Below are 11,836 nucleotides of genomic sequence, written 5' to 3'. Positions count from 1 at the left end.
CGCCTCCCGGCCCCTTCGAAGGAACCCGTCTGACGGGCCGGCCCGTCGGCCGTGCGCAGTAGGGTGAGGCCATGGCGACCCGCGACGACGTCGAGTGCTGGCTGACCGACATGGACGGCGTGCTCGTCCACGAGAACCAGGCTCTCCCCGGTGCCCCCGAGCTCATCCAGCAGTGGCTCGACGAGGGCACCGAGTTCCTCGTCCTGACGAACAACTCGATCTTCACGCCGCGTGACCTCAGCGCCCGGCTCCGGAGCTCGGGCCTGCACGTCCCCGAGGAGCGCATCTGGACGAGTGCCCTCGCCACGGCCGACTTCTGCAAGTCGCAGATGCCCGGCGGCTCCGCGTTCGTCATCGGCGAGGCCGGCATGACCACCGCCCTGCACGAAGCCGGGTTCATCATGACCGAGACCGCCCCCGACTACGTCGTCGTCGGCGAGACCCGCAACTACTCGTTCGAGGCGATCACCAAGGCCGTCCGCCTGATCCGCGACGGCGCCCGCTTCATCGTCACCAACCCCGACGCCACCGGCCCGTCGGCCGAGGGCGTCCTGCCCGCCACGGGCGCGATCGCCGCGATGATCGAGAAGGCGACCGGCAAGCAGCCGTACGTGGTCGGCAAGCCGAACCCGATGATGTTCCGCTCGGCGATGAACCGCATCGGCGCGCACTCCGAGAACACCGGCATGATCGGCGACCGGATGGACACCGACGTGCAGGCCGGCATCGAGGCGGGGCTGCACACCGTCCTCGTGATGACGGGCATCAGCGACCAGGCCGAGATCGACCGCTACCCGTTCCGTCCGAGCGAGGTCATCTCCGGCGTGCACGAACTCGTGCGCACCGCCCCCTTCGAGGTCGAGCTGTAGCGATGCGCTGGGACCCGTCACGGTACGCCGCGTTCGCGGACGACCGCGGGCGCCCCTTCCACGACCTGGTCGCGCAGGTCGCGTGGCCGGCGGACGATGGACGGGAGGCCCCGCGTCGCGTCGTCGACCTGGGCTGCGGTCCCGGGTCCCTCACCGCCACGCTGGCAGCGCGGTGGCGTTCGTCGCCGGTGGTCGGGATCGACAGCTCGGCGGAGATGCTCGCGTCGGCTGCGGCCGACCCCGCTCTGGCGGGCCTGCCGAACCTGTCGTTCGAGCTCGGTGCGATCGAGGACTGGACGCCCGGGCCGACCGACGACGTCGTGGTGACGAACGCGGCGCTGCAGTGGGTACCGTCGCACGTGGAGCTGCTGCCGCGGTGGCTCGACGCGATGCCGTCCGGATCGTGGTTCGCGATGCAGGTGCCGGGCAACTTCGGGTCCCCGTCGCACGCCTTGATGCGGTCGATCGGGGCCTCCGGGCCGTGGGCGTCAGCGCTCGACGGCGTCCTGCGCGAGGACCCGGTGCTCGACCCCGCCGGCTACCTCGGCATCATGCTCGACGCCGGGTTCGCGGCGCGCGCGTGGGAGACGACCTACGCGCAGCTGCTGCCGGGCGAGGACCCGGTGCTCGACTGGGTGCGCGGCACCGGGCTGCGACCGGCACTGGCTGCCCTCGACGCCGCCGACCCCTCCGGTGCGCTGACGGCGGAGTACGTCGAGCGGTACCGGGCGGCGCTGCGCGAGGCGTACCCGGCGAGCACCCACGGCACCGTGTACCCGTTCCGCCGGGTCTTCGCCGTCGGTCGCAAGCCCTGACGGACGGCGCCGCGGCTGCCACGCACCGGGCGCGGAAGCGCGCCGGGCGCGGAAGCGCGCCGGGCTCTGCAGCCGGGCGGCTACCGGGCCGGGGTCGGCGCTGCCAGGTCGCCACGGGCCTCCAGGGCGAAGGCCGCCATCGGCGGCACCGAACGCCACCGCTTCGCCAGGCGACGCGGCCGGTCGTCACGCCACGCGACCATGCCGCCCGCGACGATCCCGAACGCCAGGACGGCGAACGAGAACAGCCCGATCAGGCCGAGCACCACGACGCGACCCGTGTCCGATGGGTCAGCGGTCGCGGAGTACCCGATCGACCCGAAGTCCCAGAACGCGTGCAGCAGCACCGGGACGAGCAGCGAACCGGTCACCCGGCGTGCGACGTACAGCGTGGAGCCGAACGACGCCGCGAACACGACCTGGATCAGCGTCGGTCCGATCCCGGCCCCGGCGAGCGCGTTGAGCAGGTGCAGCAGCCCGAACAGCACGCACGACAGCGCCCACACCCCGAACTCGGGCACCCGGCGACGCAACCCGACCAGGAGCATGCCCCGGGCCATCAGCTCCTCGAACACCCCGACGAGCAGCACCCCGACGGTGAGCAGCAGGAAGTAGCGCACGGGCAGCGCGGTCCAGTCGATCAGGGGCAGCCGCACCAGGCACACCACGAGCACCAGCGCCGGTGCGAGCGCGGACCAGCGCAGCGGCGTCCGGGTGCGGTCGACGGTCGCGATCCGCCACCACCCGAGCCCGGTGACGACCACGGCGAGCGCGACGGCGGCGATGCCCTCGGGGATCACCAGGGCGCGGACGACGCTGTCGACGGTCTGGCCGAGCGTCGGGTAGTCGTCGCTCGGCCGTGACCGCCACGCGCTGATCGCCGCGAAGACCACGAGCGGCGCGAGGCCGATGAGCAGCGAGGGTGGGACCGGCCAGCGGCGACGACGGGGTTGGTGCACGTCCCGGTTGTACCAGTGCAGCCGTACGATTGGCGGTATGCGCCTGCCCTCGTTGTCGACCATGGCCGAGGACTACGTCAAGCTCATCTGGAAGGCCGGGGAGCGCGGCGGCGCCGGACTGGCCACGCGGGACATCGCGGCGACGCTGAAGGTGTCGGCATCGACGGTGTCCGGCAACCTCAAGAAGCTCGACCGCGACGGCCTCATCGAGCACACCCCGTACTACGGCGTCGTGCTCACCCCGCTCGGGCACCAGGTCGCGGTCGCGATGGTCCGACGGCACCGGCTGATCGAGTCGTTCCTGGTGTCCCGCCTCGGCTACACGTGGGACGAGGTCCACACCGAGGCCGAGGCGCTCGAGCACGCGGTGTCGGAGCGGTTCCTCGACCGGGTCGACGCCGACCTCGGGCACCCGACCCACGACCCGCACGGCGACCCGATCCCCGCCGCGGACGGCACCGTGCCCGCCACGCTCGGCACGCTGCTCGGTGCGATCGAGCCCGGCGCGTGCGGCACCGTCGACCGGGTGTCCGACGACGACCCCTCGCTGCTGCGGTACTTCGACGAGCTCGGGGTCGGTCTCGGCACCCACCTGCGGGTCGAGCGGGTGCGGGACTACGCCGGCGTCATCGCGGTCTCCCGACGTGGGGCCGACGGCGCCGAGGCGCTCGTCGACCTGCCCGCCGCCGCCGCGACGGCGATCTGGCTGGCTCCCGACGCCGACTGAGCGGGCTGCGCGCGCGGGTCGGTCGGGCGGTCGGGCGGTCACGACACCCCGCTCACGTCCGCCGAGCGGTCACCATCTGTCGCCCGGCAGCCCCGCAACCGACGGTTCACGACCACTCGGCAGCCCGGCCACGGGGTTTCGTGACCGCACCACGGCCCGCGAACGCGCGTGGTGTCGGACGGGAGGCCCGGTGCGCGGCCGCCACGCGCCTCCCGTCCGTCGCCCCCATTGGTCACGACACCCCGCTCACGTCCGCCGAGCGGTCACCATCTGTCGCCCGGCAGTCCCGCAACCGACGGTTCACGACCACTCGGCAGCCCGGCCACGGGGTTTCGTGACCGCGCGACGCGCCCGTCCCACCACCGCGACGCCGACGGTTCTCGACCACTCGACCCGCCCAGCCGGGCGCGCCCGCCGGCCCTAGCCCTTGGCGGACCGAGTGCGGCCGAGCGCCACCTCGCGCCGAGCCCGCTCGAGGGCGAGCGCGGACGCAGCGTCCGGGTCGCGCAACAGCCGCTCCGTGTCGGCGACGTGGTCCCGCACGGCGTCGGAGCCCCGGCCGGCAGCCGCCGCGAGCACCGGCGCCACCGTCTCCTCACCCAGCCCGACCAGTGCCCGCGACAGGCTGAGCCGCCGTTCGCGCGGACCGACCCCGAGCTGCACCGCCAACGTCCGGGCGAGGTCTCCCCGCTCGTCGTCGGGCACGAGTGCGACGGCGGTCCGCCAGGCGGCGCGGAGCACTTCGTCGTCGTGGTCCGCGAGCAGCGGGCGCACCGACGGCCACGCCGACGGGTCGCCGACCTTCGACAGGGTGTGCAACGCCTGGCTGCGGGCCTGCGGCTCGGAACGGGTGAGCGATGGGACCACCCGCGCGACGACGTCGGCCGACGGGTGCCGGGTCAGCGCCCAGGTGAGCATGTCGCGGACGAAGAAGTCCGGCTCGACGGCGCACTGCTCGACGAGCACGTCGAGGTCGGCCGCGTCCGGGGTGGTCCCGGCGGCCATCACGGCCTGCAGCCGCACCGAGGAACGGGGGTCGGCGAGGGCATCGGTGAGTGCGGTCATGGGTCCATGCAACCCGCTGCCACCGGGGCCGTGTCAAGCCTCGGGGCATAGCGTCGGCCGAGGAGCGGTTCGCATCGAGGACCGCTCGCCCGACCACGAAAGGACCACCGTATGCCCCGCATCGGTACCAGCGACCTCCACGTGTTCCCCCTCGCCCTCGGCGGCAACGTCTTCGGGTGGACGGCGGACGAGTCGACCTCCCACCGGGTCCTCGACGCCTACACCGCGGCGGGCGGCGACTTCATCGACACCGCCGATGTGTACTCGGCGTGGGCCCCCGGCAACGAGGGCGGCGAGTCCGAGCGGGTCATCGGTTCGTGGCTCGCGGCCTCGGGCAAGCGTGACGACGTCGTCATCGCCACGAAGGGCTCGCAGCACCCGCAGTTCCAGGGCCTCGGCGCGGACACCGTCGCCGCTGCCGCCCGTGCCAGCCTGCAGCGCCTCGGCACCGACCGGATCGACCTGTACTACGCGCACTTCGACGACCAGTCGACCCCGCTCGAGGAGACCGTCCGCGCCTTCGACCAGCTCGTCACGGACGGCATCGTCCGCTACACCGCGATCTCGAACTACTCGAAGGACCGCGCCGAGGAGTGGATCCGCATCGCGACGGAGAACGGCCTCGCGCAGCCGGTCGCGATCCAGCCGCACTACAACCTCGTCACCCGCGAGCCGTACGAGTCCGACATCGCACCGCTCGCCCACGCGCACGGCCTCGGCGTCGTGCCGTACTTCGCTCTCGCCGCCGGGTTCCTGACCGGCAAGTACCGCTCGAAGGAGGACTTCGCCGGCAAGGACCGCGAGGGCCAGGTCTCGGGCTACTTCAACGACGAGGGACTCGCCGTGGTCGACGCCCTGTCCACCATCGCCGAGGCCCGCGACACTGAGCTCGCAACCGTCGCCCTGGCATGGCTGCAGGCGCAGCCGGACGTCGTCGCGCCGATCGCCAGCGCCCGCAACACCGAGCAGCTGCCGGCGCTGTTGGCCTCGGCGGAGCTCGAGCTCAGCGCAGACGAGCTGCAGACCCTGTCCGACGTGTCGGCGAAGGTCCCCGCGGCCGCCTGACCCGCGCCCGCCTCGACCCCGAACGACATCCTCGACGTCGCACGACGTCGGGGATGTCGTTCGTTGCACACGCGGGCATCACCGGCGGGCAACGGGCGACGACATCGATGTCGTACGACGTCGACGGTGTCGTTCCACGTCGACCGCCGCAGCCGCCGCAGCAGCAGCAGCAGCCGCCCTACGCCCCCGGCGCCAACGACGCCGTGAGCTCCTGCCCCGACGACCGGGTCACGAAGCACGAGATGAACCGGTCGCCCTGGTCCCACGTCGCCTGGTCCGGCGCGTACGACCCCTGCACCTGCACGTCCCCGACGGCCGCAGCCGCCGAGGCGTTCAGGGCCGCGTCCGACTGGCACTGGTCGGCCGCCTGCGTCGCGAGGGCCTCGGCCCCCGGGTAGGCGTCCCCGTCGACGGCGATCCGTGCGGTGAGCTGCCCGATGTGCGTCGTCGCGCAGTCGACGACCGTGAAGCTCTGCGCCCAGGCGTTGGTGAACGGCGACAGGCACTCCCCGCCGGCCAGGTCGGTCCAGGCGTGCTCGCCCGGCAGCGCGGGCGTGGTGGCGAACTGGAGCGTCGCAGCCGGAGCAGCGGCCTCGTCCGAGGGAGCGGCAGACGCCGCAGTCGAAGGAGTCGCCGGAGCCGATGACGCTGCCGCCGGGGACTTCGTCGGCGCGATCTCCTGGTCGGAGATGTTGTTGCCGAGGATCCACTTCGACAGCAGGAACACCAGGACGATGAGCACGACGATCAGGGCGATCGAGCCGTAGACGAGCAGCTGCTTGCCGCGCTTGCCCTCGCTCCGCAGGCGCGCCGCACCCTGGTTGATGAAGTTGTCGCGCTCGACCGGCTGGCCCGACGGAGCGGGAGGAGGCGACGACGCACCTGCAGCACCGGCACCGGCACCGGCACCGGCACCGGCAGCAGCCGACGGCATCGCGGCCGCCGGCATCATCCGCGTCCCGGTGTCCTCCGGGTCGTAGCCCGTGCCACCGAGCTGCCCGACGGCCTCGGTGCCGAACAGGTCCTTGATCGCACTCGTGTCGCTGGTCTCGCGGCCGTCCCACTCGGACTGGTCCAGCTCGTCCGGCGCCGCGGCCGGCAACGCCGTGGGCTGCGCCCCCGTGTCGTCCCGGCGCAGGCCGAGGACGGCGTCCAGGTCCTGGCCCACCGCGGGCGGCAGGTGCGCCGGGTATGCGGGCGACGCAGCGGGCTCGACGAGGGGCGGCGCAGCGGTCGGCGGCACGGTCGCGTCGGGTTCGGACCACCAGGGCGTCCCGGCGACCGGCAGTGCGGTGGTCGCGGCGTCCGGGAGGCCCGTGGCCGCGTCCGCCCCGTCACCCTCGGCAGCGGAGCGGGTCGCGTCCGGGGCCTCGGTCGGCTCCGCGGGAGCCACCGGCCCGGCACCGGGAACCGCCGGCGGCACAGCAGCAGGCGGCACGGAAGCCCCCGGTGGCACAGCCGCAGGCGGCACGGCAGCAGCCGCAGCAGCCGCAGCAGTCGGCACCGCCGGGGGCACCGGGAACGTCCGAAGCGCCTGCGGCACCCCGTCGACCGGGGTGTCGACCTCGCCGGAGACGACCTCGTCCTCGGCGTCGGTCTCGTCCGCCAACGACCACGAGCCGCCGCCACCGAACGCCGTCGTGTCGAAGGAGTCGCCGGTCAGGGTCGTCGGGACCTCGCCGGTCTCGTCGTCGCGGATGGCCCAGTCGAACGGCCGGTCCGGTCCGGCGCCCTGCGTGGGCACGGACCCCTCGCCGGCGATCCGGAGCAGGTCGGTGAAGCTCGGCGGCTCCTCGGACGGGGGCAGCACGTTCTCGACGCCGAGCGGCTGGTGTGCGACGGGTCCGGCGGGCGGGACGGGTGCGCCGGAGCCGGTCGCACGGCCGAGCCAGTCGACGTCGGCACGGCCCTCGCCGAACGGGTCGACGCGGCGACGTTCGTCCTCGATGGCCTGCGACGCCGCGGCGCGCTCGTCGCGGTGGGTCTGCGCGGTGGGCAGCACGATCGACGAGGGGTGCGGCGCGGTGGGGTTCGGCGGCACGACGGCGGCCGGCGGGATGCGGTCGTGCAGGGTGGAGCGCTCGTGCTCGGCGGCGGCGTCCGGGCTCTCGGACGGCGCCGACAGCTGCTCGGGCATCGAGATGGCCTGCGTCGCGCCGTCGTCCAGCGCCGGAGCAGCAGGCGCGGCGGGCGCCTCGGGCGCCGGCGCCTCGGGGGCCGAGGCTTCGGGTACCGACGCCTCGAACGGTTCCGGCAACGGTGCGCCCGTCTCGCGTGCGGTGCGCTCGGCCTCGCGGCGCTCCCGTCGCGAGGGCCAGTCCTCCTCGCCCCGCGGGGCGCCGAAGATGTCCGCGGCGCTGCGGAGACCGTGGAACGGAGCGTCCGGGTCGGACGCGCGCCGGGCCTCCTGGCCGTCCACCCCGTCGGCACCGTCGGCCGCCGCTGCGGGGCCGGCCGTGTCCTCGGGGTCGCGCGCGTCGTCCGGACGCTCCCCGCTCACGCGGTCAGCCCCAGATCAGCCAACCCGATGGCCGCGAAGTAGGGGTACCCGGCTGCCTCGATGGTCTCCTTGGCGCCGGTGTCACGGTCGACGACGACCGCGACGGCGGCGATGATCGCGCCCTCACGCTCGAGCGCTTCGGCCGCCTTGAGCGGCGAGCCGCCCGTGGTGGAGGTGTCCTCGAGCACGACGACGCGCTTGCCCTTCAGGTCAGGGCCCTCGACCTGCTTGCCGCGGCCGTGGTCCTTGGGCTCCTTGCGGACGACGAAGGCGTCGTAGGTCAGGCCCTGTGCGGCGGCCTGGTGCAGCACGGCGCTGGCGATGGGGTCGGCACCCATGGTGAGTCCGCCGACGGCCGAGACATCCGGCACCTGCTGCACGAGCTCGGTCATGACCTGCCCGATCAGCGGCGCGACCCGGTGGTCCAGGCTGACCTTCCGCAGGTCGATGTAGTACGTCGCCTTCTTCCCGCTGGTCAGGGTGAAGTCGCCGTGGAACACCGCTTCGGAGGAGATGTACTGGATCAACTGTTCGCGCGCGTCGGTCACAGCGCACAAGGGTAGCCGGTCGGACTCGCAGCGCGCTCCCCCGTCCTGTGGGGTCGTCCCGAGCAGCCCTCGGTACGCTCCGGGACATGCCCCGAGCACCGCGTCGCTCCGCCGTGGCGCCGGCTCCGTCCGGCGGCCGTCGGTCCGGCGGTGTGGCCGGGGCGATCGGACGGGAGGCCCTGGGCGCCCTGGTCGCGCTGGCTCTGTCCGTCATCGCCCTCCGCCACGTCGTCGCCACGGAACGGGTCGCCTTGCTCTGGTACGACGGCGACTCGGTGCTGCTGCCCCTGGTGCACCGGTCGATGCAGCTCGGGCAGCCGTTCGAGTGGGCGATGTCCCCGGCGCTGTTCTTCTTCCCCGAGTTGCCGGTCTACCTGCTCTGCGCCCTCGTCACGGGTACCCCGCAGCAGGCCCTGGCGCTGAACGGGGTGCTCGTCCTGCTGGCCGTGTACGCGCTGGTACGGGCTGCCGCGAACGAGCTCATGCCGTCGGCCGGACGAGCGGCCCGCATCACGGTGTCGGCGGCGAGCGTGGCGTTCGTGACCCTGCTGGTGCTGACGGAGTCGTCCGGCACCGCGACGTCGCTCGAGCTGGCGTCCCTGCTGCTGACCACGACGTACTACTACGGCGTGGTGCTGGCGATGCTCGGCACCGCGGTGCTCGTGCTCCGCGCCGTGCGGGTCGGGCGGGCGTCGGTCGTCGTGCTCGTGGTGCTCGGACTGGTGGCGCTCTGCACGACCGCGTCGAACCCGCTGTACGTGCCGTGGTCCGCCGCACCCGTGGTGGTCACGCTCGTGCTGCTGGCGGCGGTGCGCCGGGTGCCGTGGCGTCCCGCGCTGCTGCTGTCCGGCACCGTGACGGTCGGGTCGCTGCTCGGGTACCTGGTGCGGATCCCGCTGCAGCCCTTCGTGTCGCTCGACCCGTCCACCTACGTCCGGCCGTCGCGCGCGGTGGAGACCCTGCAGTTCTTCGCGGCGCTGACCGACGTGCGAGCCGGCACGGCGGCGGGCGACGCCGGGCTGTTCCTGATGTTCGTCGGGGTGCTCGTCACCGTCGGCGGCACGGTGTGGGCCTGGCGGGTCCGGACCGCACGCACCGTGCTCGTCGCGACCGCGTTGCCCCTGGTGACCGTCGTCGCGGCGTCGATCGGGGTCGTCCTCGTCGGGTCGGAGACCCCGCGGTACCTCGAGCCCGTCGTGACCGCCCCGCTGCTGGCCCTCGTCGCGGTGGCCGAGCTCACCCGTACCGCGGTCCGCCGTACCCGCGTGCACCGGCCGTTCCGCGGGGTCCGCGCCACCGTCGCGATCGCCGCCGTCGCCGTCCTCGCCGCCGGGGTCGCCACCGCACCGAGCACCGCGCACGCCGTCGCCACCGCCCGGTACACGCCGTCGTCCTGCCTGGACCGCTGGGCGGACGGACGGTCGGTCACCGGGGTCGGCCAGTTCTGGACGGTGCGGCCCCTCGCCACGTACTCCGCGACGAACGTGCAGCTGCTGCAGGTCCGCGACACCTTCGACACGTACCCGTGGCTCGTCGACCTCGGGGCCTACCGGGACGCCGACCCGACCTTCGTGGTGGTCGGGTCGCACGACCTGTGGACCACCGCGGTCGAGGACTCCCTCGGTGCCCCGGCGACGATCACGCACTGCACGGGGTTCGACGTCTACGACTACGCGGGGACCTCCGGCGCGGACGTCCTCCGGCGCGACGTGGTCGGCAGTGCGGACGAGATCCGTCAGGAGCGCGGGTTCTAGGAGTTGTCCACAGCGGCGCGTCGGCGTCCGATCTTCTCTGTACGGATGTATAGGCTCGTGGTCGATGTCTCGCCCCACCAGCCACCGCACCCCTCGTGCCTCCGTGCGCCTCCGCCTCGCCGTCACCGGACTGGCACTCGCGGGCCTCGTCGGCACGGTCGTCGTCGATGCACCCACTGCCCAGGCGGTGACCTACCCCACGTGGGACGAGGTCAAGAACGCCCGTGGCAAGGAATCCGCGAAGCAGGGGCAGATCACCGAGATCAAGGGCATCATCAGCGACCTCGACGCCAAGGTCGAGGCCGCACAGGCGAAGGCGAAGGAACTCGGCGACGTCTTCTACGAGGCACAGAACGTCTCGCAGAAGAAGGCGGAAGAAGAGCAGAAGCTCCGCGCGAAGGCGGACGAACACGCGAAGGTCGCCGAGCAGAGCGCCGCGCAGGCCGGCCAGTTCGCCGCGCAGATGGCCCGCTCGGGCGGTGCCGACGTCACGACCTCGGTGCTCACCAAGGGTGACGACGCACGCGACCTGCTCTACGACCTCGGCGCGCTGAGCAAGCTGTCCGAACAGGCCGAACGGGTGCAGGCCGCCGCGGCCGTCGACGCCGGCGTCACCCGGTCGCTCGAGGCCCAAGCCGACCGCGCTGCTGGGGAGCTCGAGCGGCTCGCCGCGAAGGCCGAGGCACGCATGCAAGAGGCACAGGCCGCCTCCGACGCCGTGCAGACCGCGTACGACGAACAGCAGTCGAACAAGGCCCGGCTCGACGCCCAGCTCGCGACCCTGGTCTCCGGCCGTGTCCGGACCGAGGCCGAGTTCGCCAAGGGTGAGCGCGTCCGCAAGGCGGCCGAGGCGAAGGCCGCGCGCGAGGCCGAAGCCCGTGCCGCCCGAGAACTGGCCGCGGCGGCAGCGGCAGCAGCGAACGCCGGCGGCGGATCGTCCGGCGGCGGTGGCGGCTCCGGCAGCAGCGGCTCGGGCAGTGGCGGCTCCGCCGGCTCGGGTGGCGGTCAGGGCTGGGTCCGCCCGGCCAGCGGCTACGTCATCAGCCCGTACGGCTACCGCGTGCACCCGATCTACGGCACCGTCATCAAGCACGACGGCACCGACCTGGCCAGCGGCTGCTCGACGCCCATCGTCGCCGCGTCGGCCGGCACCGTCGACTACGTCGGCTGGTACGGCGGCTACGGCAACTACGTCCGCATCAACCACGGCAACGGGGTCCAGACGGCCTACGGCCACATCGTCAACGGCGGCTTCCGGGTCGGCATCGGCCAGCAGGTCTCCGCGGGGCAGCTCATCGCGCTCGTCGGCTCGACCGGCCAGTCCACCGGGTGCCACAGCCACATCGAGGTACACATCAACGGCGCCACGACCGACCCGGTGCCGTTCATGTCCGCGCGGGGCGTCGCCTTCTAGCTCACTCGATCGCACACTGACCGCCGTCCGCTTCACGCGGGCGGCGGTTCGTCGTTCCCCACAGTCGCGTTGCTGCAATTTCACACTGCACCGCTGAAATGCTACGTTTCCCCCATCAGC

Annotated in this window: 10 protein-coding genes; 6 read left to right on the top strand and 4 right to left on the bottom strand. The window is 73.2% G+C overall.

The genetic code is table 11. The features are described 5' to 3' along the window. The first annotated feature begins 71 nt into the window (after positions 1-71). Positions 72-869: an HAD-IIA family hydrolase gene (locus M4960_RS17900; RefSeq protein ID WP_111086157.1), complete on the top strand. Its 798-nt coding sequence runs from the start codon at positions 72-74 to the stop codon at positions 867-869. Between the two features lie 2 nt (positions 870-871). Then, entirely contained in the window at positions 872-1,684 is an 813-nt protein-coding gene (locus tag M4960_RS17895) for a methyltransferase domain-containing protein (RefSeq protein WP_134195375.1), read from the top strand. A gap of 80 nt (positions 1,685-1,764) precedes the next feature. Here M4960_RS17895 and M4960_RS17890 read toward each other — a convergent pair whose 3' ends face one another. Then, complete coding sequence (locus M4960_RS17890; RefSeq protein ID WP_248704984.1) at positions 1,765-2,643, bottom strand: CPBP family intramembrane glutamic endopeptidase; 879 nt, start codon at positions 2,641-2,643, stop codon at positions 1,765-1,767. A gap of 37 nt (positions 2,644-2,680) precedes the next feature. On the opposite strand from M4960_RS17890, the gene M4960_RS17885 reads away from it, so the two are divergent. After that, positions 2,681-3,370, top strand: coding sequence for a metal-dependent transcriptional regulator (locus M4960_RS17885; protein ID WP_123340073.1), 690 nt, complete (start codon positions 2,681-2,683; stop codon positions 3,368-3,370). 420 nt (positions 3,371-3,790) lie between these two features. On the opposite strand, the gene M4960_RS17880 is transcribed toward M4960_RS17885, so the two are convergent. Next, positions 3,791-4,435 carry a HEAT repeat domain-containing protein gene (locus M4960_RS17880; protein ID WP_248704983.1) on the bottom strand — a complete coding sequence of 215 codons (645 nt, stop codon included), beginning with the start codon at positions 4,433-4,435 and terminating at the stop codon, positions 3,791-3,793. Positions 4,436-4,546: 111 nt separating this feature from the next. Between M4960_RS17880 and M4960_RS17875 the strand changes: the two genes are divergently transcribed. After that, positions 4,547-5,500 (top strand): aldo/keto reductase, encoded by a 954-nt coding sequence (locus M4960_RS17875; RefSeq protein ID WP_131847050.1) that lies wholly within the window; start codon positions 4,547-4,549, stop codon positions 5,498-5,500. 178 nt (positions 5,501-5,678) lie between these two features. On the opposite strand, the gene M4960_RS19855 is transcribed toward M4960_RS17875, so the two are convergent. Both M4960_RS19855 and pyrE read right to left on the bottom strand, forming a co-directional pair. Beyond that, positions 5,679-8,000 carry a septum formation family protein gene (locus M4960_RS19855; RefSeq protein ID WP_248704982.1) on the bottom strand — a complete coding sequence of 774 codons (2,322 nt, stop codon included), beginning with the start codon at positions 7,998-8,000 and terminating at the stop codon, positions 5,679-5,681. Then, positions 7,997-8,548: an orotate phosphoribosyltransferase gene (gene pyrE, locus M4960_RS17865; RefSeq protein ID WP_071404348.1), complete on the bottom strand. Its 552-nt coding sequence runs from the start codon at positions 8,546-8,548 to the stop codon at positions 7,997-7,999. The genes M4960_RS19855 and pyrE overlap by 4 nt, the downstream gene beginning before the upstream one ends. 86 nt (positions 8,549-8,634) lie before the next feature. On the opposite strand from pyrE, the gene M4960_RS17860 reads away from it, so the two are divergent. Both M4960_RS17860 and M4960_RS17855 read left to right on the top strand, forming a co-directional pair. Next, positions 8,635-10,302 carry a hypothetical protein gene (locus M4960_RS17860; protein ID WP_248704981.1) on the top strand — a complete coding sequence of 556 codons (1,668 nt, stop codon included), beginning with the start codon at positions 8,635-8,637 and terminating at the stop codon, positions 10,300-10,302. A 64-nt stretch (positions 10,303-10,366) separates the two neighbouring features. After that, the gene (locus M4960_RS17855) at positions 10,367-11,716 is read left to right on the top strand and encodes a M23 family metallopeptidase (protein WP_173169795.1); all 1,350 of its coding nucleotides are present in this window, start codon (positions 10,367-10,369) and stop codon (positions 11,714-11,716) included. The last annotated feature ends 120 nt before the right edge of the window (positions 11,717-11,836 follow it).

The organism is Curtobacterium sp. MWU13-2055, from assembly GCF_023242305.1.
Taxonomy (GTDB): domain Bacteria; phylum Actinomycetota; class Actinomycetes; order Actinomycetales; family Microbacteriaceae; genus Curtobacterium.
Note: the sequence above shows the minus strand (reverse complement) of the source record. Positions and strands in the feature narration are given on the sequence as shown.

Excerpts from the sequence above, each read along its gene's own strand:
- M4960_RS17900 (WP_111086157.1), top strand. The coding sequence starts at position 72 with ATGGCGACCCGCGACGACGTCGAGTGCTGGCTGACCGACATGGACGGC.
- M4960_RS17895 (WP_134195375.1), top strand. The coding sequence starts at position 872 with ATGCGCTGGGACCCGTCACGGTACGCCGCGTTCGCGGACGACCGCGGG.
- M4960_RS17885 (WP_123340073.1), top strand. The coding sequence starts at position 2,681 with ATGCGCCTGCCCTCGTTGTCGACCATGGCCGAGGACTACGTCAAGCTC.
- M4960_RS17880 (WP_248704983.1), bottom strand. The coding sequence starts at position 4,435 with ATGACCGCACTCACCGATGCCCTCGCCGACCCCCGTTCCTCGGTGCGG.
- M4960_RS17875 (WP_131847050.1), top strand. The coding sequence starts at position 4,547 with ATGCCCCGCATCGGTACCAGCGACCTCCACGTGTTCCCCCTCGCCCTC.
- M4960_RS17860 (WP_248704981.1), top strand. The coding sequence starts at position 8,635 with ATGCCCCGAGCACCGCGTCGCTCCGCCGTGGCGCCGGCTCCGTCCGGC.
- M4960_RS17855 (WP_173169795.1), top strand. The coding sequence starts at position 10,367 with ATGTCTCGCCCCACCAGCCACCGCACCCCTCGTGCCTCCGTGCGCCTC.